This is a genomic window from Xanthomonas sp. WHRI 8932A (assembly GCF_035012785.1).
Lineage (GTDB): Bacteria > Pseudomonadota > Gammaproteobacteria > Xanthomonadales > Xanthomonadaceae > Xanthomonas.
The window spans coordinates 312,250-332,408 of record NZ_JAYGQQ010000007.1 but is presented as its reverse complement, the minus strand read 5'-3'; the positions used below and the strand labels follow the sequence as shown (position 1 = coordinate 332,408).

Annotated in this window: 14 protein-coding genes and 1 other RNA gene; 14 read left to right on the top strand and 1 reads right to left on the bottom strand. The window is 64.7% G+C overall.

Annotated elements, in window-relative coordinates:
• Positions 1-78: 78 nt before the first annotated feature.
• Complete coding sequence (locus tag VC212_RS13655) at positions 79-318, bottom strand: hypothetical protein (RefSeq protein ID WP_238691796.1); 240 nt, start codon at positions 316-318, stop codon at positions 79-81.
• A gap of 442 nt (positions 319-760) precedes the next feature.
• Here VC212_RS13655 and VC212_RS13650 point away from each other — a divergent pair, with 442 nt between their 5' ends.
• The 14 genes from VC212_RS13650 to VC212_RS13585 all read left to right on the top strand — a co-directional run bounded on the left by VC212_RS13650 (position 761) and on the right by VC212_RS13585 (position 20,153).
• Positions 761-1,501, top strand: coding sequence for a flagellar motor protein (locus VC212_RS13650; protein WP_115512904.1), 741 nt, complete (start codon positions 761-763; stop codon positions 1,499-1,501).
• A 7-nt stretch (positions 1,502-1,508) separates the two neighbouring features.
• A complete protein-coding gene (gene motD, locus VC212_RS13645; protein WP_055846606.1) occupies positions 1,509-2,483 on the top strand; it encodes a flagellar motor protein MotD in 975 nt (324 codons plus the stop codon).
• Between the two features lies 1 nt (position 2,484).
• Positions 2,485-3,267, top strand: coding sequence for a ParA family protein (locus tag VC212_RS13640; protein ID WP_055846604.1), 783 nt, complete (start codon positions 2,485-2,487; stop codon positions 3,265-3,267).
• Entirely contained in the window at positions 3,264-4,562 is a 1,299-nt protein-coding gene (locus VC212_RS13635) for a chemotaxis protein CheW (protein WP_323526071.1), read from the top strand. The genes VC212_RS13640 and VC212_RS13635 overlap by 4 nt, the downstream gene beginning before the upstream one ends.
• A gap of 97 nt (positions 4,563-4,659) precedes the next feature.
• Positions 4,660-4,968, top strand: a complete 309-nt coding sequence (locus tag VC212_RS13630; RefSeq protein ID WP_104615506.1) for an STAS domain-containing protein — start codon at positions 4,660-4,662, stop codon at positions 4,966-4,968.
• Complete coding sequence (locus tag VC212_RS13625; protein ID WP_002806565.1) at positions 4,965-5,330, top strand: response regulator; 366 nt, start codon at positions 4,965-4,967, stop codon at positions 5,328-5,330. The genes VC212_RS13630 and VC212_RS13625 overlap by 4 nt, the downstream gene beginning before the upstream one ends.
• Before the next feature lie 33 nt (positions 5,331-5,363).
• Complete coding sequence (locus VC212_RS13620; RefSeq protein WP_115561957.1) at positions 5,364-7,367, top strand: chemotaxis protein CheA; 2,004 nt, start codon at positions 5,364-5,366, stop codon at positions 7,365-7,367.
• 245 nt (positions 7,368-7,612) lie between these two features.
• Positions 7,613-9,883 (top strand): methyl-accepting chemotaxis protein, encoded by a 2,271-nt coding sequence (locus tag VC212_RS13615; protein ID WP_323526070.1) that lies wholly within the window; start codon positions 7,613-7,615, stop codon positions 9,881-9,883.
• Between the two features lie 383 nt (positions 9,884-10,266).
• Positions 10,267-12,537: a methyl-accepting chemotaxis protein gene (locus VC212_RS13610; protein ID WP_323526069.1), complete on the top strand. Its 2,271-nt coding sequence runs from the start codon at positions 10,267-10,269 to the stop codon at positions 12,535-12,537.
• A gap of 297 nt (positions 12,538-12,834) precedes the next feature.
• Positions 12,835-13,368, top strand: a complete 534-nt coding sequence (locus VC212_RS13605) for a hypothetical protein (RefSeq protein WP_115514501.1) — start codon at positions 12,835-12,837, stop codon at positions 13,366-13,368.
• Positions 13,369-13,669: 301 nt separating this feature from the next.
• Positions 13,670-15,847: a methyl-accepting chemotaxis protein gene (locus tag VC212_RS13600; protein WP_115527713.1), complete on the top strand. Its 2,178-nt coding sequence runs from the start codon at positions 13,670-13,672 to the stop codon at positions 15,845-15,847.
• Between the two features lie 189 nt (positions 15,848-16,036).
• Positions 16,037-18,826, top strand: coding sequence for a methyl-accepting chemotaxis protein (locus VC212_RS13595; protein WP_323526068.1), 2,790 nt, complete (start codon positions 16,037-16,039; stop codon positions 18,824-18,826).
• Between the two features lie 61 nt (positions 18,827-18,887).
• Positions 18,888-18,964: non-coding RNA, sX9 sRNA (locus VC212_RS13590), on the top strand.
• 427 nt (positions 18,965-19,391) lie between these two features.
• On the top strand, positions 19,392-20,153 hold the full coding sequence (locus VC212_RS13585) for a transporter (RefSeq protein ID WP_323526067.1): 762 nt from the start codon (positions 19,392-19,394) through the stop codon (positions 20,151-20,153).
• Positions 20,154-20,159 lie beyond the last annotated feature (6 nt).

Sequence of the window (20,159 nt, the reverse complement as noted above, 5' to 3'; positions counted from 1 at the left end):
CGACCCGGTTTCCCTCCTCTTCTCTCCCCTTCTGCGCGGACGCGATTAGATCGTTCTAATGCAACGGAAAGCTAAGTATCACAGCCCATGCGCCAGCGCATTCTGCCGCGCAGCAGGCCGCAGCAATACAAGCACCACGATGCGCGGTCGGGCTCGCCACGCTTGCATGCAGCACAGCACGGCACAGCCTGCTTGCCGCAGCAGCTTCATCGCGGCCCGCAACACGCCCTCGCCCGAAACCAGGCGCACGCGGTTTACCGAAGCGCCTGCAGGCTCCCCGTCACTGCAACCGAGCTCAGCAAAAAGCAGGCTCGACATGCGTGTTGGCCTACTCCAGGACCTGGCCACCACACGCCGCTTGGCTGCCGTCGCCATCGCACAGATGTGCCGCGACGGCGAGTCAGACAGGATGTCTGCCGCGCCGAAGAGCCGATTCCCGGCCGCGCTGGCGCTCTCACCGAAGCTTACAATCGACAGTCCGCGCCTGGACGTACCCTCACCCCAACCCCTCTCCCGCAGGAGAGGGGCTTGAGTGCCTCGTCGGTCGTGTCTTCCATGTCCGCCTCGGTAACGCAAGGGCTGACCTGAGGCGCCACTGAGTTCATCGAGACCTTTTACGACCGAGGAACCGGCCCCCGGCCGCGCTACCGCTCTCAGCGCAGTTGGCAATTCGAAGACCCATACCCCAGAACGACAACTTTCTGGCGCGCCAACCGGCCACATCTATCAAGTCCGCCGCGCCTGGGCCGATACCGCTTCCATGGACAGACTGAGCATTATCGGACTGGTGCTGGCGATCGTGGCGATCGTGGGCGGCAGCGTGTTGAAAGGCGCCGGCATTTCGTCGCTGTGGTCGCCGGCTGCCTTCCTCATCGTGATCGTGGGCACCGTGGCGGCGATCCTGCTGCATACCTCCCCGGCGGTTTTCCGGCGCGCGTTCAAGATCCTGCGCTGGGTGATCCAGCCGCCGTCCAGCGATCGGCCGCAGCTGCTGGCGCGTATCGTGGAATGGAGCAACATCGCGCGTCGTCAGGGCCTGCTGGGCCTGGAAGATCAGCTGCCGCGCCAGAGCGATGCCTTCCTGCGCAAAGGCCTGCAGATGCTGGTCGACGGCGTGGAGCCCGAATCCATGCGGCATATGCTGGAAATCGAAGTCGATAACCAGGAGCGTCAGGATCTTGCCGCGGCCAAGGTGTTCGAGGGCATGGGCATCTATGCGCCCACGCTGGGCATCATCGGCGCGGTACTCGGCCTGATGGCGGTGATGAAGAATCTGGCCGACCCGGCCATGCTCGGCCACGGCATCGCGGCGGCGTTTACCGCCACCATTTACGGCATTGCCTCGGCCAATCTGCTGTTTCTGCCGGTGGCGGCCAAGCTCAAGAGCGTGATCCATTGCAGCACCAACGAGCGCGAAATGGCGATCGAAGGGCTGATTGCGATCGCTCAGGGCGAGAACCCGCGCAACATCGAGTCGAAATTGGCAGGCTACTTGCATTAGAGCTGCTATGGCCCGTCGTCGCAAACACCACGAAGAACATGGCAACCACGAAGCGTGGGCGATTCCGTACGCCGACCTGATGACCTTGCTGCTCGCATTTTTTGTGGTGATGTACGCCATCTCCTCGCTCAACGAGGGCAAATACAAGGTCATGGCGCAGGCGCTGACCAGCGCGTTCGGCGGCTCGTCCACCAACGCCAGCCCGGTGCAACTGGGCAAGACCCAGAGCCTGGGCGCCGATTACGACCGCCCGTCGGTGATCAAGGCCGGCGCGCCGATGGCCGCGTCCAATGGCCCCACCGACCCCACCCTGCTGCCGTCGATGGCCGCGCAGATGCGCATGCCGGTGTCGCTGCGCAATCAGACCCAGCTGGCGCGTGCGCAGCGGCAGATGGACGCGGTTGCCGAACAGCTGAGCAAGACGCTGTCGCCGCTGATCGACAAGAAACTCATCACCATCCGCCGCAACGATCTGTGGATCGAAGTGGAGATCAACAGCGACATCCTGTTCGGTACCGGCTCGGCCACCCTGGCCGGCGGCGCCCGCGGAACGCTGTCCACGTTGGCGTCCGTGCTGCGCGATGCGCCCAACGGCGTGCGCGTGGAGGGCTATACCGACAACCAGCCCATCGCCACCCTGCAGTTCCCCTCCAATTGGGAGCTGTCGGCGGCGCGTGCGGCCAGCGTGGTGCACCTGTTTGCCGACGATGGCATCGCCCCGCAACGATTGGCGATGGTGGGCTATGGAGAATTCCGCGCACGTGCCGATAACACAACCGAGGCGGGACGGAATGCGAACCGGCGTGTGGTGTTGATCATCCTCGCTGACTCAGCTGGCTCACTCGCACCCGATCCGCCATCGCAGTTGCACGCGACCGCCGCCGGGGCGCCAAAGCTTCCCAAGTCAGACGGCGGCCAAACGGCCGTCACCACCGAAAGCGGCACAAGTTCCGTCCCCGCCGTAATTGAAGGAGTGCAGTGAGATGCGTATCTGGGCAATCGCCAACCAAAAGGGCGGCGTAGGCAAGACCACCACGACGCTGGCGCTGGGTCGCGGCTTGGCCGCGCTCGGCCATCGGGTGTTGTTGATCGACCTCGACCCGCACTCCTCGCTCACCCGCGCGTTCGGCGTGGCGGTCGACCCGCCGCCGCGCGGGGTACTGGATCTGTTCGGCACCCCGCCGAGCGATCTGGCCAGCCTGGCGCACGAAAGCAGCATCCCCGGCCTGTCGTATGTGTGCGCGCAAGCCGCACTGGCCACGCTGGAGCGCCGTAGCGCCAATCAACCCGGCCTGGGCCTGGCATTGCAGAACGCCATGACCCGCCACGCCGGGCAACACGATTACATCCTGCTCGACTGCCCGCCTACGCTCGGCCTGCTGATGATCAACGCGCTGGCCGCTTGCGACCGCGTGGTGGTGCCGACCCAGGCCGAGCCGCTCGCACTGCATGGCCTGGCCAGCATGGTGCGCACCGCCGACATGGTGCAGCGCTCGCGTCGCCGCGAGCTGCCGGTGTCGATCCTGCCGACCTTGTTCGACCGCCGCACCCGCGCCGGCAACGAAACGCTCAAAGAAATGCAGACCACCTACGGACCGGTGGTGTGGGAAGACGCCGTTCCGATGGACACCCGTATTTGCAATGCCGCCGCACTGACCGTCCCCGCCACCGGCGCCGATTATCAGGGCCGCGGCCTGTCCGCCTATCGCCGCGCGCTGGAATGGGTGCTGGCCGATGACGCGATGCGTATGGAGCAAGCCGCATGAGCAACCACACCGCCAACGGTGAGCTGGACGATTATCTGGAAGGCTTGCTGCACGATGCCGGCGTAGATATTCCCGCCGCCGTCGCGAGCACGCCTTCCGCTGCAACCCTGGCCGCTGCGCCCGCTGCCGCACTTGCCACGATCGAAGAGACCGACGTCGCTGTCGCCGAAGCGCCGGTTGCCGTTGCCGCAACGCCAGAAGTCATCGCCGCCGGTCTTCTGGCCGACCTGCGTTCGGACCCGGCACTCGGTGCGCCCGTGATTGCCGCACCGAGTGCTGCCGATATCGCCGCCGATTTCCTGGCCGAGATGGATGCCGACCCGGCGTTCGGACCGCCTGTGGTCGCCGCACCGAGCGCTGCCGACATCGCCGCCGATTTCCTGGCCGAGATGGACGCCGACCCGGCATTCGGGCCGCCCGTGGTCGCCGCACCGAGCGCTGCAGACATCGCCGCCGACTTCCTGGCCGAGATGGATGCCGACCCGGCGTTCGGCCCGCCCGTGGTCGCCGCACCGAGTGCTGCAGACATCGCTGCCGACTTCCTGGCCGAGATGGATGCCGACCCGGCATTCGCCACGGCCGCGCCCAGCCCGTTCATGAGTACGGCCGATCTGATGGCCGAAATGGATGCCGACCCGGCCTTTGGCACCGCCTCCTCTGCGGTAGATCTGCTGACTGCCGATCTGCTGGCAGAAATGGATGCCGACCCGGCGTTCGGGCTGGAAGCCGCACCGGTCGCCGTGCCGGCACCTGCACCGCGTGCAGCGCCCGCACCGCCACGCGCCGCACCGGCACCGGTATATCCGCAAGGCCTGCAGGCACTGCTTGCGCCTGGCCAGGCCGAAAAGATCCATGCAGAGCGCCGCGCCAGCGAACGCAGCACCCGCTGGCTGCGTCTGCGCTGTGGCGAACAAACGTATGCGCTGGAATTGCTCAAGGTGCAGGAAGTGGTCTTGCCGGTGCCGCTATTGCCGCTACGCGGCACCGCCAGCGCCATGCTGGGCATCATGAATCTGCGTGGCCAGGTGGTGCCGGTGATCGATCTAGGCATCCATCTGGGCTCGTCGCCGGTAAACATGGACCTGCACACCCGCGTGGTGGTGCTGGAAGAAAATGGCGAAACCATGGGCCTGCGTGTGTCGGCCGTGGAAGACGTCACCAGCCTCACCGATCACCAGATCGAGCCGCCGGACAACGCACGCCTGTGCCGTATTTCCAACAACCTGTTCCGCGGTGTCGCCCGCCTGGGCCATCAACCGATGATCCTGCTCGATGCCACGCACCTGCTGCATTAACGCAGGGCTTGCGCAATCTGGCGTGTCGCCGATTCACCGTTAAAGCTTTTCCGCCTTCCGCCGTTAGTACGCATAGAACCAGCCGTTCGGAGCAACAATGAGCACAGTGATATTGGGTGAGGATCTCGGCATCGAGACCAGCGCCGACCTCAAGCAGAAGCTTGCCGGATTCCTTACCCAGGGCGGCGACCTGGTGCTTGATGCCGGTGAAGTCCGCCGCATCCACACCGCCAGCGTGCAGTTGCTCTGCGCCTTTGTGCAGAGTCGCCGCCAGGCCGGTCTGCATACCGAATTCGATGGCTGCAACGACACTTTTAGAGATGCGGCACGTCTGCTCGGCGTCACCGACGCACTGGGACTTTCCGCATCCAATGACAACCTGAAATCTGTGGAGAACGCCGCATGAGCGCACGTATCTTGGTGGTGGACGATTCGGCGTCAATGCGCCAGATGGTCTCTTTCGCCCTCACCTCCGCCGGCTTTGCCGTCGAAGAAGCCGAAGACGGCGCAGTTGCGCTGGGCCGCGCGAAGGGCCAGCGCTTCAATGCGGTGGTGACCGACGTGAACATGCCCAACATGGACGGCATCTCGCTGATTCGCGAGCTGCGCCAGCTGCCGGACTACAAGTTCACCCCGATGCTGATGCTCACCACCGAATCGGCGGCCGACAAGAAGTCCGAAGGCAAGGCCGCCGGTGCCACCGGTTGGCTGGTCAAGCCGTTCAATCCAGAACAGCTGATCGCCACCGTGCAGAAAGTTCTCGGTTAATCCTTACTCGCTTCACCATCGGATCTCACGCCCATGAGCATGGACCTGCAACGTTTCCACGCCACCTTTTTCGAGGAAAGCCGTGAAGGGCTCGACGCGATGGAGGCCGGGCTGTTGTCCCTTGAAGAGGGCAACCGCGACCCGGAAATCATCAACTCGGTGTTCCGCGCCGCACACTCCATCAAGGGTGGCGCAGCCACTTTCGGGTTCGAGGCCGTCGCCGGTCTGACCCACGTGCTGGAGACGCTGCTGGACGAGTTGCGCTCCAACAAGCGCCAGCTCGAACCCAATGCGGTCGACGCCATGCTCGGCTCGGTCGATGTGCTGCGCGCCCTGCTGCGCGAAGCCGAACACGGCACTCCCGCCGACCCGGCCGCGGTCAAGGCCGTGCATACGCGCTTGAACGCGGTGCTGGCCGGCGAAGCGCCGGTTGCGGTGGTGGTCGCCAAGCCGAAGGAAGAAGAACCCGAAGCCTGGCATATCGGTTTCACCCCGGCGCCGTCGCTGTTCATGAGCGGCAACGACCCGCTGCGCATCATCCGCGAGCTGGAGCACCTTGGCCCGCTGCAGATTGCCGCGCGTCTGGAGCGCATGCCGGGCTTTGAAAGCATCGACCCGCTGGAAGCCTATCTGGCGTGGGATCTGGGCCTGATCGGCAAGATTCCGCGCAGCAAGATCGAAGACACCTTCGCCTGGGTGGTGGACGATTGCGAGCTGGACATCCGCCCGATGGCGGTGCCCGGCCCGCCGCCGAGCCTGGCGGTAGACGCCGCAGCGCCAGTAGCGGCCGTTGCACCGGCCGCTGCCGCAGCCGCTGAGCCTGCCGCTGCTGCTGCGACGCCAGCCAAGGCCGCCGCCGCAGAAGCCGAAAGCTCCATCCGCGTCAGCGTCGACAAGGTCGATGCATTGATCAACCTGGTCGGCGAGTTGGTGATTACGCAGGCCATGCTCAAGCAGGTCTCCGCCGGGCTGGATCCGGCGCATGCCGAACAGCTGTTCGCCGGTCTGGATCTGCTCGAGCGCAATACCCGCGATCTGCAGGAAGCGGTCATCGGCGTGCGCATGCTGCCCGTCGATGCGGTGTTCCGCCGCTTCCCGCGCCTGGTGCGCGACCTGTCCAGCCGTCTCGGCAAGCAGGTGCGTCTACGCACCATTGGCGAAAGCACCGAACTGGATAAGGGCTTGATCGAAAAGATCGCCGACCCGCTCGTGCACCTTGTGCGCAACTCGATCGACCATGGTCTGGAAATGCCCGATGCGCGCCGCGCCTCCGGCAAGGACGAGACCGGCACGATTACCTTGGCGGCCTCGCATCAGGGTGGCCACATCGTGATCGAAGTCAGCGACGACGGCCGTGGCCTCAATCGCGCCAAGATCCTGGAAAAAGCGGCCGAACGCGGCATCGCCGTGCCGGACAACCCGACCGATTCGCAGGTGTGGGACCTGATCTTCGCACCGGGCTTCTCCACCGCCGATGCCGTCACCGATCTCTCCGGTCGTGGCGTGGGCATGGACGTGGTCCGCCGCAACATCCAGGGCTTGGGTGGAGAAGTACAGCTGGAAAGCAGCGCCGGCAGCGGTACCCGCGTGCTGATCCGTCTGCCGCTGACCCTTGCCATTCTGGACGGCATGACCGTCTCGGTGGCCGGCGAAACGCTGATCCTGCCGCTGTCCTACGTGCTCGAAGCGCTGCAGCCGGCCGCCGAAGACGTCCGCTCGATGGCAGGCGAAGGCCGGGTGCTGCGGGTGCGTGGCGAGTATCTGCCGATTCTCTCGCTCACCAATTACTACGGATTCGGCGGGCAACAGTCCTCGAAGGAACCGCTGGTGGTGGTGGTCGAAGGCGACGGCCAGAAGATCGCGCTGGAAGTGGACGAACTGCTCGGCCAGCAACAGGTTGTCGTCAAGAACATCGAAAACAACTACCGCCGCATTCCGGGCGTCTCTGGCGCCACCATCCTGGGCGATGGCCGTGTGTCGCTGATCGTGGATATCGGCGGACTGGTGCGCTCGTTGAAGGTGCCGCAGGCAGCGTAAGGCAACATCCCGCGGCACGGATGCCGCGGCGCAACGCTCTTAACGCGATCGATGAGCGATCGGGGTTGGAGAGATCGCCGGCAGTATGGGGGCTGCCGGCATCAGCAATACCCGTCCGGCCCGACACGACCGACGGAAAATCTGGCCCTTCGTCCGGATCGTTCGACTCAGCCATCATCTCGCGCGCCCGCATCTTGCCGGCCGCCCGTGCGGCCAGTCGCTCTCTGCAACATGAGATGACCGCTATGAACTGGTTTCGCAATCTTGCCGTCGCGCGCAAGTTGGCCGTGGCGTTTTCGTTTACCGCACTGATTACCGTAAGCCTTGGCGCTTTCGCATTGGTGCGCATGCAATCCAGCGCGCAGCTATTGCGCGATATCGGTAATGTCTGGGCGCCGGCGGTGCAGCAGTTGAGCGAAATGCGCGCCCTGCTCGGCGAATTCCGCACCTACGAACTGGCCCAGCTGGCACATGCCGACGACCCGAAGGCAGTGCAGAATTATTTCGAGCGTATGGACAAGGCGCGTGCCGACATCGATGTCGCACAAAGCGCTTACGCCAAGACCACCACGCCCGGCAAAGAGGCCGAGCTATACGATGCGGTCAAGCTGAAACTGGCTGATTACTACAAGGCCAACGCTGCGCTCAGCGCCGCCATACGCGCCGATGATCTGGCCACCGCCAATACCGTATCCGACGAGCAATCACGTCCGGCGCGACGCGAACTGTTTGCCAAACTCGTTGAGCTGACCAAGTTCAACAGCGCGCAAATGACCAGCGAAATCGCAAAAGCCGAAGCCACCTACCAACGCTCGGTGCAGGTGATGATCGCGGCGATGACGCTGGTGGTGTTGCTGGCCGCCTTCGCCGGCTGGTTCATCGCACGCAGCATCGCTGGCCCGCTCGGTCGCGCCACCCGCGTGGCCGGCGCCATTGCGCAGGGCAAACTGGACAACACCATCCAGGTCGATAGCCGCGACGAGGCCGGTCAGTTGCTACACAGCATGCAAGGCATGCAGCGCCAGCTGCAGGCCGTGCTGGCCGCGCAATCGGACATGGCGCAACGCCACGACGCCGGCCAGATCAGCTACCGCATGGACGCAGACGCATTTCCTGGCGACTACGGCACCATGGTGCGCGATACCAATGCCCTGGTCGGCTCGCATATCGCGGTGAAGATGCAGCTGACGCAGATCATGTCGCGCTATGCCATCGGTGACCTGAGCCAGGACATGCAACGGCTGCCCGGCGAAAAGGCCGTGCTCACCGACACCATGGACACCGTCAAGCGCAATCTCTCTTCGATGAACAGCGAGATCAAGATGCTGGCGCAGGCCGCCGCCAATGGCGACTTCAGCGTGCGCGGCGATGCGCAGCGCTTCCAGTACGACTTCCACGCGATGGTGGCGAGCCTCAACACCTTGATGGCCACCTCCGACACCAACCTGCGCGCGTTGTCGGGGGTGTTGCAGGCGATTGCAGCCGGCGACCTGACGGCGCAGATGCACGGCGAGTTCAATGGCGTGTTCGCGCAGATGCGCGACGATGCCAATGCCACCACCGAGCAGTTGTCTGGCATCGTCGGGCGGATTCAGCACGCCACCGTGTCGATCAATGCCGCGGCCAGCGAGATTGCCGCCGGCAACCAGGATCTGTCGCAACGTACCGAACAACAAGCGGCCAACCTGGAAGAAACCGCCGCCTCGATGGAGGAGCTCACCTCCACCGTCAAGCAGAACGCCGAGCATGCGCGTCAAGCCAATCAGCTCGCCATCGGCGCAGCGACGGTGGCCTCGCAAGGCGGCGATGTGGTCGCGCAGGTGGTCACCACCATGTCCGGCATCGAGGTGTCGTCGAAGAAGATCGCCGAGATCATCTCGGTCATCGACGGCATCGCTTTCCAGACCAATATCCTGGCCTTGAACGCAGCAGTGGAAGCGGCACGTGCCGGCGAACAGGGCCGCGGTTTCGCCGTGGTTGCTTCCGAAGTGCGCACATTGGCGCAGCGCTCTGCCGGTGCCGCAAAAGAGATCAAGCACTTGATCGACGACTCGGTCGGCAAGGTCGCCGAAGGCTCGCTGCTGGTGGACCAGGCCGGCAAGACCATGGCCGATATCGTGGCCAGCGTGCAGCGCGTCACCGACATCATGGGCGAGATCTCTGCCGCATCGCAGGAGCAATCCAGCGGCATCGAGCAGGTCAACCTCACTGTGACGCAGATGGACGAAGCCACCCAGCAGAATGCCGCGCTGGTGGAAGAAGCCACCGCCGCCGCACGGTCGATGGAAGAACAGGCCGGCCAGCTGTCCGATGCCGTAGCGATCTTCAAGCTGCAGCCCACCGCTGCGGTGACGATGGCACCGGCGCGCCCCGCCCCGACAGCGCGCAAGCCGCTCAAAACGCCTGTGGCCAAGCGCGCTGCCGCCACCGCCGCACCGGCGAGCAAAACGAAAACCGTGGCACGCCCCACCCTGGCAGCCGCCTCAGGTGGGGACACCAGCTGGCACGAGTTCTGAGGTCTTTCGCGGCATCGGCTGCGGTTACGCGGCCTGCACCACCAAGCCCTGGCAGCGATGCCGGGGCTTGTGCGTTTCTACGGGTATGCAGGAAGCCGCTCGTGGTCGCGCGCCTCCAGTACCGGCACACGATGCCGCCCTGGGAAACCACGTAGCCCACAGCGCTCAGCACCGCGGAATAGAAGGCTTGCAATGGCTTGCAAACCACGGTGCCTGTGTCATCCCGTTACACGCGCCAGCGGCCCTGCACATCGCGCCACTGCGTCGTGTTCGCGTCGACCGCGCTGAACGCAAGCGTGCCAAGCGAGCCCGAGTGGCTTAAGAAACCGGGCGAGCGAACGCTACCGGTGTACCTCTTTCCCACCCTCCCTTAGAGAATCACCATGAAATTCCTGCACTCCCTGACCGTCGGGCGACGCCTGGCGTTGGCATTCGCGTTGCTGATCGTTTTGTTGGCCGGCTCCACCACCCTGGCGCTGTACGAGTTCAAGACCGTCAAAAACCAGGTCTCGATCATCATCGAGGTCAACAATCGCAAGGCCGCGCTGCTCAACCAGATGCGCGAAAGCAACATGCTCGGCGAGCGCTACATGCGTGACTTCATGCTGGCCGCACCGCAACAACTGCCCACCGTCGATGCACAGCTCAAGGAAAATCGTGCGCATTACGCACAACTGTGGGCCGCGCTGCAGCAGCTGCCGACCAACACCGACGGCATGCGCGCGCGCCAGGCCATCCAGGACAGCCTCACCGCTGCCCGTGCCACCAACAACCGCCTGCTCGGCATGGTGCGCGATGGCAATCTCGACGGCGCCAAGCAGCTGTTGAATGGCGAAGCGCAGCCCTTGCTGGAACGCCGCTCCAAGGCGATCGCCGCGGCGGTGGAATTGCAGAACCAGCAGAACGCCGCCGGTGCAGACACGATCCTGAGCAGTGTGGCGCTGGCCAATCGCGCCTTGATCGCCTTCGGCCTGTTGTCGGCCGGCCTGGCCGCTGCACTGGCGTGGCTGATTTCGCGCAGCCTGGTGCGCCCCTTGCAACAGGCCACCCAGGTGGCCGAGGCGATCGCACACGGCAAGCTGGATAATCCGATCGGCCCGCAGCCGCGCGACGAGCCTGGTCAATTGTTGACCAGCATGCGCGGCATGCAGGATCAGCTCAAAGCCGTGGCCGCTGCGCAGCAGGACATGGCGCGCCGGCACGACGCTGGCCAGATCAGCTTCCGTATGGATCAGGCGGCGTTTCCCGGCGAATACGGCACCATGGTGCGCGACACCAATGCACTGGTCGCATCGCATATCGAAGTAAAGATGAAGCTGGCGCAGATCATGTCGCGCTATGCCATCGGCGACCTGAGTCAGGACATGGACCGCCTGCCCGGCGAGAAGGCCGTGCTCACCGACACCATGGATGCCGTCAAGCGCAATCTCTCGGCAATGAATAGCGAGATCCAGTTGCTTGCGCAGGCCGCCGCCAATGGCGACTTCAGCGTGCGTGGCGATACGCAGCGGTTTCAGCATGATTTTCTGGCGATGGTGGAAAGCCTCAACCAGTTGATGGCGACCGCCGACGGCAATCTGGGTGCGTTGTCCAAGGTGCTGCAGGCCATTGCCGCCGGCGACCTGACCGAGCGCATGCAGGGCCAGTTCCATGGCGTGTTTGCGCAGATGCGCGACAACGCCAATGCCACCACCGCGCAGTTGTCCGGCATCGTCGGGCGTATCCAGCTGGCCACCAGCTCGATCAATACCGCTGCCGGCGAAATCGCTGCCGGCAACAACGACCTGTCGCAGCGCACCGAACAACAGGCCGCCAACCTGGAAGAAACCGCCGCGTCGATGGAGGAACTCACCTCCACCGTCAAGCAGAACGCCGAAGGCGCACGCCAGGCCAATCAGCTCGCCATCGGTGCCGCCAACGTGGCCTCGCAAGGTGGCGAAGTGGTCAGCAAGGTCGTCGCGACCATGGCCGATATCCAGGCCTCGTCGAAAAAGATTGCCGACATCATCAGCGTCATCGACGGCATCGCGTTCCAGACCAATATCCTGGCCTTGAATGCGGCAGTGGAAGCGGCGCGTGCCGGCGACCAGGGCCGCGGCTTTGCGGTGGTGGCCAGCGAAGTACGCACCCTGGCGCAACGCTCGGCCGGTGCGGCGAAAGAGATCAAGGACCTGATCGACGACTCGGTGAGCAAGGTCGCCGAAGGTTCGCGACTGGTAGACCAGGCCGGCACCACCATGACCGAGGTCGTGGCCAGCGTGCAGCGCGTGACCGACATCATGGGCGAGATCTCCGCCGCTTCGCAGGAGCAGTCGGCCGGCATCGAGCAGGTCAACCTCACCGTGACGCAGATGGACCAAGCCACCCAGCAAAACGCCGCGCTGGTGGAAGAAGCCACCGCCGCTGCACGGGCGATGGAAGAGCAGGCCGGCCAGTTGTCCGATGCGGTGGCGATCTTCAAACTCCACCCCGGCCAGACGCAGCCGGCAACGGCAACCCGCCCTGCCCCGCAGCGGCTGACATCCGTCGCCCCGACGGGTGTGCCCCGCCACCTTGGATCTGTGAAAGCGAAGCCCGCGATCAAACCCGCGGTGGCCTCGCGCCCAGCCCTGGCAACGACCGCCGACAGCCAGGCGAACTGGCGCGAGTTTTAAGCGCACGGCTCTCGCCCACCTCCCGCACGGAGGTGGATTCGGATGAGGGGACGGCTCAGCGTCACGGCACCAGTCGTCCTCACGCCGCCTCACCCAAAGCCCCAGAACGCCCCGGCCAACCACCGGGGCGTTCTGCTATCGGGACGCTACAAACCCGCATCATCGGGCGCTTCACCACACCAACGATTCACCCGCCTGCGCTGCCGTTGGTCGAAAGGTGATCAAGCGCAAGCTTCTGCGGCCGATACACACAGCAATGAGGGCGGAAGCGCCCGCGCCATGTCGAAGGATGTCCGCATGCACACCGCCAATTCCATCCGCTCTGCCCGCAACATGCTGGGCGCCGCATTCGCCGTCGCCGTGCTGGCAGCGGGCGTGTCGTTGCCGCCCTCGTTTGCCGCACCGGCCGCACCGGTCTCCGTGCTGCTGGACAGCGTGCCGGTGAGCGCACTGCAGTCGCTTGCCATCGACCTGGTGCAATTGCGCGACGACCAACGTGCCCAGCTCGCCGCCGCGCACGATGCGGCACGCGTGCAGGCCTATGACGAGCGCATGGGCAACCTGCGTCAACGCATCGCCCGGCATGCCGGCTATTTCCAGGCCACTGCGCCGCAGGGTGAGCAGGCGCGCCAGTTTGCAGTGGTGCAGCAGCAGCTGGGCCAGTACCTGGCGCAACAGCGTCTGGCCAATCGCGCCCTGCATGCTGGTGACCTGTACCAAGCGCAAGCCTTGTCGCTTGGCCAGCCCGGCGATACCCACCAGATACTCTGGACCGAGCTGCAGAACCTGCAGGCTTCGGTGGCCAAGGTCGGCACGCCGCAGCACCGCTAAGCGCATTCCGGCGTGCGCCGATCGGCCGCAGTACGGCCATCGCCATTCCCTCTACAACACGCTGTACCGCTTCACGTGATCTGCCTTGCAGCGGATCGTGCGCGCCGCGCGGTGCCTGCATGTTTCGGTGTGTAGGCGTCAACAGAGGGCGCTGTCGCGACGCAGGCGATGGCGTGCCGGCCAGATGTCGGTGCGTTGCACGCCGTGCCGGAGCAATTGACGTCACGCAATGCTCAACATTTCTATTACCGGGTCGCTATTTGACTTATCCCGGTCACAATCCTCTCGCTGGATACCTGTCATGACGTTCAAGAGCTCGCTCGCAAAGACGTTGGCCAATGTGCCGCTCAAGCGCAAATTCTTCGCCCAAACCGCGCTCGTTGCATTGGGCATCATCATCCTTGCCGTCATCGCGGCACGCATGCAGTACGTCGATCTCACCGATACGCGTCGCGACGGGCTCAAGAGCCAGATCGAAATGGCGATGGCGGTGGTCAACGGCTACGCCGAGCGCGCCGACAAGGGCGAGATGGACGTGGCCACTGCAAAGAGCAGAGCGCTGTCCACCTTGTCAACCATGCGCGCACGCGGTGGCGTGGACTACATCTACGTCACCGACCAGGCGCCGGTGATGCTGATGCATCCCACCCGCCCGGACCTCAATGGCAAGCCGTTGACCGATGTGCTCAGCCCGGACGGCAAGCGTATTTTCCCGGCGTTCGTGACCGCCGCGCAGGCTGGCGGCGGCTATGTCGATTACACCTGGGCCAAGCCCGGGCAGAAGGACCCGGTGCAGAAAACCTCGTATGCGGCGCTGTACAAGCCGTGGGGCTGGGTGATCGGCACCGGTGTGTATCTGGACGACACCCAGTCGCAGGCGCTGGCGTTTACCGGCATCGTGACCCTGGCCGGTGGCGTGCTGATGCTGCTCAACCTGCTGGTCGGCTGGATGATCGGCAACTCGATCCTGGAGCCGGTCTCGCGCGCATTGGCCGCGATCAAGGGCGTGGCACGTGGCGATTTGAGCGTGCGCACTGCCGAACATGGCAACGATGAAATCGGCCAGATGCTCAAGGCCACCGACGACATGGTGCACACCCTGGAGCGCTTCTCCGCGCAGACCAAGGTGATGATGCACATGCATGCCGGCGACGACGTCACCCACCGCATGCCCACCGATTTCCCCGGCGTCTATGGCGAGCTGGCCTCCGGCATCAACACCATGCTCTTCGAGCACCTGGATGCCATCGTCGATGCCATCGGCATCCTCAACGAATACGCACAAGGCGACCTGTCGCGCGATGCGGTCCGCCTGCCTGGCACGCGTGCGGTACTGCACGAAGCGGTCGACGCAGCCAAAGCCAGCCTGCTGGCCATCAACACCGAGATCAAGCGACTGGCGCAGGCAGCGGCCAGCGGCGATTTCAGCCAGCGTGGCGATGCAACGCGCTTCAAGCACGATTCGGCGCGCATGATCAACGACCTCAACGCGATGATGGAAGTCAGCGACCGCAACCTGGGCAAGCTGTCCGAGCTGCTGGCCGCATTGGCCGAAGGCGACCTCACCGCGCGCATGGACGGCGAGTTCCACGGCGTGTTCGCACGTATGCGGGACGATGCCAACACCACGGCCACGCAGCTGGCCGGCATCGTCGGGCGCATCCAGCAGGCGGCCGGTTCGATCACCGGCTCGGCCAGCGAAATCGCCGCCGGCAACAACGATCTGTCGCAGCGCACCGAACAACAGGCGGCCAATCTGGAAGAAACCGCCGCCTCGATGGAAGAGCTCACCTCGACCGTCAAACAGAATGCCGAGAGCGCGCGTCAGGCCAACCAGTTGGCGATCGGCGCGGCCAGCGTCGCATCGCAGGGCGGCCAGGTGGTGAGCCAGGTGGTGGACACCATGTCCGGCATCCAGACCTCGTCCAAGAAAATCGCCGAGATCATCAGTGTCATCGACGGCATCGCGTTCCAGACCAACATCCTGGCGTTGAACGCGGCGGTGGAAGCGGCGCGTGCCGGCGAGCAAGGCCGCGGTTTCGCGGTGGTCGCCTCCGAGGTGCGCACGCTCGCACAGCGCTCGGCCGGTGCGGCGAAAGAGATCAAGCATCTGATCGACGACTCGGTCGGCAAGGTGGCGCAGGGGTCGGCACTGGTGGATCAGGCCGGCAAGACCATGGCCGACATCGTGTCCTCGGTGCAGCGCGTGACCGACATCATGAGCGAGATCTCCGCCGCCTCGCAGGAACAGTCGGCCGGCATCGAACAGGTCAATCTCACCATCACCCAGATGGACGAGAGCACCCAGCAGAACGCCGCACTGGTGGAAGAAGCCACCGCTGCCGCCAACGCGATGCAGCAGCAGGCGCAGCAGCTGGACGATGCGGTGTCGACGTTCCGGGTGGTTGCTGTATCCGCTACTCAGCATGGCAATGCAGGCATGCGCGCACCCAAGCGAGTGGCGTTGGCGGCTTACTAATAGCGGCCGGCAACACGTCGCACGTGGCTGTCAGACCGGTAGGGCGCGGAGGAAAGTGGTGTCGGGGGGGTACATGCCGATTCCGAACATCGTCCGCGCCCACCTGACCGCCGCGCTCCTGATGGTGCTGATCGCGCTACCTGCTAATCCGCGTCAGCGGGTTCTTCCCCTCCCTTTGCAGCCACGCCCATGACCTCGCTTTCCACGCACTCACGTTTCGGCGGCCGCCTTGCGTACCGCCTGATGTTCGGCACCGCGGTCATCGCCTCGCTGTGCTTCGGCCTGACCGCTGCCATCACCTATTGGCAAAGCAGTCGTGCACTGAGTGCGTCTGCCCAGGCCACGATGCAGAATGCCGCGCGCTACCAGGCCGAGCAGATCGGCAGCGAACTGGGTCAGGCACTGACCACCGGCCAATCGCTGGCCACCAGCTTGCTGGTGCAACGCGCCAATGGCGGCATCAGCCGCGATACGGCGGCTGCGGTAATACACGACCAGCTGCAGGATCACCCCGAGTGGGTGGGCATGGGCACGCTGTGGGAAGCGCAGGCCTTCGATGGCAAGGACAGCGACTTTGCAAACGCCAAGGGCCACGACGCCACCGGCCGGTTCATGACGTATTGGGGGCGCGATGGCCAGACGCTGGTGCGTGAGCCGCTCACCGATTACGAAACCCCGGGCCTTGGCGACTGGAATCTCAAGCCGCGCACACTGCTGCGGCAAACCGTTGCCGAACCCTACGACTACAAGATTGGCGGCAAGACGGTGCTGATGACCACCTTGTCCACGCCGATCCTGCAGGACGGCAAGTATCTGGGTGCCGTGACCGTGGACGTGGCACTGGCTGCGTTGCAGCAGCGCCTGGGTGCATTGCGCCCGATGGACAATGGGTATGTCGAACTGCTGTCGCCCGCCGGCGTGGTGTTGTCATCGCGCGATACCGCGCGCATCGGCAAGCCGCTCACCGACGCGCGCCACCGCGCCATGCTCGATGCGATCAAGGACGGCAAGGATTCGGTGGATTTCACTCCCGATGCCGACGGCACGGTGAGTGCGTATGTGCCGCTGCAGATCGGCAAGGCGCAGGAGCGTTTTGCGCTGGGCGTGGTGGTGCCGTATGCGGCCATCATGCAGCAGGCGCATCACCTGCTGTGGACGATCCTGCTGGTGGGCCTGGGCTCGGCGGTGGTGCTCAGCGGTGCGTTGTTCCTGCTGCTGCGTCGCCAGGTGGTGCGCCCGCTAGAATCGGCAGTGGGCGTGGCCGATGCGATCGCCTCGGGCAAGCTCGATAACCACATCACCGTACAGCGTCGGGACGAAGTGGGCCGGTTGATGGGCGCCATGCAGCGCATGCAGGACGACCTGCGTGCGCGGATCGAACGCGACACTGCCATCGCCAACGAAAACCTGCGCATCCGCACCGCGCTGGAACACTCCGAGATGGAAGTGTTGCTGGCCGACGAACAACACAACGCAGTGTTCATTACCGAGGCGCTGCACACCTCGTTCAAGCACGGCGAGCCGGCTTTCCATGCCAAGGGCCAGACCGGCTTCAGCGCCGATGCGGTGGTCGGCAAGCCGCTGGACTACGTGTTCGGTACCGACAGCGAAGGCAAGGCGCGTGCGCAGCAGCTGCAGCAATTGCAGTCCACCACGTCGGAGCGCTACAGCTTCGGCCCGGTGACGCTGGATCTGACCATGACCCCGCTGTACGCGGCCGATGGTCATCGCAGCGGCAGCATGCTGCTGTGGCGCAATGTCAGCACTGAAGTCAGCACGCAGAAGGAAGTGGCGGCGCTGGTGCAATCGGCGTTGATGGGCGATTTCGGCCAGCGTCTGGCGCTGGACGACAAGCACGGGTTCTATCTGGAATTCGGCCGCCAGCTCAACGGCTTGCTGGAAACCACCTCGCAAGGCCTGGAGCGTATTTCCAGCCTGCTCAGCGCGCTGGCCGAGGGCGACCTCACCGTGCGCATGGATGGGCAGTTTGCCGGCGTATTCGCACGCATGCGCGATGACGCCAACGCCACCGTGGCGCAGCTCACCGGCATTGTCTCCGGCATCCAGACCTCGGCCACGCAGATCAATGCGGCCGCCAGCGAGATCGCCGCCGGCAATAACGATCTGTCGCAGCGCACCGAACAACAGGCGGCCAATCTGGAAGAAACCGCCGCCTCGATGGAGGAGCTCACCTCCACCGTCAAGCAAAATGCAGAACATGCGCGTCAGGCCAACCAGCTGGCGATCGGCGCCGCCGATGTCGCTTCGCATGGCGGCGCGGTGGTGGCGCAGGTGGTCACCACCATGTCCGGTATCGAAACCTCGTCCAAGAAGATTGCCGAGATCATCAGTGTTATCGATGGCATCGCCTTCCAGACCAATATCCTGGCGTTGAACGCGGCAGTGGAAGCGGCGCGTGCCGGTGAGCAGGGCCGCGGCTTTGCCGTGGTGGCCTCGGAAGTGCGCACGTTGGCGCAGCGCTCTGCCGGCGCGGCCAAGGAAATCAAACACCTGATCGACGACTCGGTGAGCAAGGTGGCGCAAGGCTCCTCGCTGGTGCATCAGGCTGGCACCACCATGAGCGAAATCGTGGCCAGCGTGCAGCGCGTCACCGACATCATGGGCGAGATCTCGGCGGCATCGCAGGAACAATCCAGCGGCATCGAGCAGGTCAATCTCACCGTGACGCAGATGGACGAAGCCACCCAGCAGAATGCCGCGCTGGTGGAAGAAGCCACCGCCGCCGCGCGTGCGATGGAAGAACAGGCCGGCCAGCTCACCGAAGCGGTCGCCGTGTTCAAACTCAGCCAGGTGGCCGCACCCGCAAGCGCTGCGTTTGCCGCCAAGCCGGCTGTCCGTGCCCTGCCCTCGTCCAAGCGCGCATCCACCGGCAGCACCCGCATCGCCGCACCTGCGCGCCAGTCGGGCAAGCCATCGGCGAACACGGCCGGCAACGATAGCCAGTGGCAGGATTTCTAAAAGCAGCTAACAAAATCACCGTGCTCATCGCCAGGTGGGCGCGGCCGGTGTTCGGTGCGGCATGGACCACGCGTACATTCCAGTTCTGAGCGCGCCGCCCACACCCACCTGACGACTGCTCGCTACGTTTTGTGAGCCGCGCTCAAGCACGCGTGATCCAGCGACGGCGGCTGTGCAAAGCGCCGTCTTGGGCACACTCGGCACTGCGCGTTGCGCCGAGCCTGCGCGATGCCGGCACGCACGTGGCACCCAACAATTACTCGCTACGTCTTTCAAACGCATCACCCGTGCTGCATGGCGTTGCCGCAACGCCAGCACCCATCTGCGTGAAAGCCGCACCAAGCAGACGCAAGCGCTGCTAGCGGCTTGGCACTGCACACGCACCCCGCCCTGCCTGGCTCCACCCATCGGCAATGCTTAAAGATTTATCTGGCGTTGCCGTTAGCCTGGGTGACAACGGCTGCCTGTGCCCCACCGCAACAGCCGCTCACACACCGCATGTGCGCTAGTGCAGACAACACGCGCAGACGCATGCGTCCGAGACTTGATCGTTGCAGGGGTCACCATGAAGTCATCTATTCTCGCCAGCTGTCTTGTGCTGTTGTGCGTCGCTGGCCATGCCCGCGCCGAAGACCCCATCGCGACCGATCGACCCGATTTCGTCGAGTCCAGCCTCACCGTCGGCAACCATCGGCTGCAGGTGGAAACCAGCGCTGCGTGGGAGCGCGATGCCTCCGTCGACGGCTATTCCACACCAACGCTGTTCCGCTACGGGCTCGGCCAGACCTGGGAATTGCGGCTGGAAACCGATGGCTGGCAGCACATCGACCTGCCGGGCGAATCCAATATCAGCGGTATGTCCGACGTCTCGCTCGGCATCAAACATCATCTGGCCAGCTCCGACGATGGCAAGACCTCGCTGGCCTGGTTGCTGCATGTGGATCTGCCCAGCGGCGCACAGGCCCTGCGCGGTCACGGCGCGCGTCCCTCGTTCCGGCTGGTGGCCGAATGGGATCTCAGCGACAGCATCTCTGCCGGCGTGATGCCCGGCGTGATCTGGGACGATGACGGCGACGGCCATCGCTACACCGCAGGCATCCTGGGTGCGGTACTGGGCAAAGCCTGGAACGATCGCGTGCGCTCCTTCGTCGAAGTAGCATTGCCGCAGATCGCCAAGAGCGACGATGGCGGCACCGTGGCACTGCTCGATGTCGGCTCGGCCTGGCTGTTGAACAACGATGTGCAACTGGACGCGGTGTACAGCCGCGGCCTCAACGACCGCTCACCCGACCACGCCCTCGGCGTCGGTCTGTCTTTCCGCTTCTGACACGGA

Excerpts from the sequence above, each read along its gene's own strand:
- VC212_RS13655 (WP_238691796.1), bottom strand. The coding sequence starts at position 318 with ATGTCGAGCCTGCTTTTTGCTGAGCTCGGTTGCAGTGACGGGGAGCCT.
- VC212_RS13650 (WP_115512904.1), top strand. The coding sequence starts at position 761 with ATGGACAGACTGAGCATTATCGGACTGGTGCTGGCGATCGTGGCGATC.
- motD (WP_055846606.1), top strand. The coding sequence starts at position 1,509 with ATGGCCCGTCGTCGCAAACACCACGAAGAACATGGCAACCACGAAGCG.
- VC212_RS13640 (WP_055846604.1), top strand. The coding sequence starts at position 2,485 with ATGCGTATCTGGGCAATCGCCAACCAAAAGGGCGGCGTAGGCAAGACC.
- VC212_RS13635 (WP_323526071.1), top strand. The coding sequence starts at position 3,264 with ATGAGCAACCACACCGCCAACGGTGAGCTGGACGATTATCTGGAAGGC.
- VC212_RS13630 (WP_104615506.1), top strand. The coding sequence starts at position 4,660 with ATGAGCACAGTGATATTGGGTGAGGATCTCGGCATCGAGACCAGCGCC.
- VC212_RS13625 (WP_002806565.1), top strand. The coding sequence starts at position 4,965 with ATGAGCGCACGTATCTTGGTGGTGGACGATTCGGCGTCAATGCGCCAG.
- VC212_RS13620 (WP_115561957.1), top strand. The coding sequence starts at position 5,364 with ATGAGCATGGACCTGCAACGTTTCCACGCCACCTTTTTCGAGGAAAGC.
- VC212_RS13615 (WP_323526070.1), top strand. The coding sequence starts at position 7,613 with ATGAACTGGTTTCGCAATCTTGCCGTCGCGCGCAAGTTGGCCGTGGCG.
- VC212_RS13610 (WP_323526069.1), top strand. The coding sequence starts at position 10,267 with ATGAAATTCCTGCACTCCCTGACCGTCGGGCGACGCCTGGCGTTGGCA.
- VC212_RS13605 (WP_115514501.1), top strand. The coding sequence starts at position 12,835 with ATGCACACCGCCAATTCCATCCGCTCTGCCCGCAACATGCTGGGCGCC.
- VC212_RS13600 (WP_115527713.1), top strand. The coding sequence starts at position 13,670 with ATGACGTTCAAGAGCTCGCTCGCAAAGACGTTGGCCAATGTGCCGCTC.
- VC212_RS13595 (WP_323526068.1), top strand. The coding sequence starts at position 16,037 with ATGACCTCGCTTTCCACGCACTCACGTTTCGGCGGCCGCCTTGCGTAC.
- VC212_RS13585 (WP_323526067.1), top strand. The coding sequence starts at position 19,392 with ATGAAGTCATCTATTCTCGCCAGCTGTCTTGTGCTGTTGTGCGTCGCT.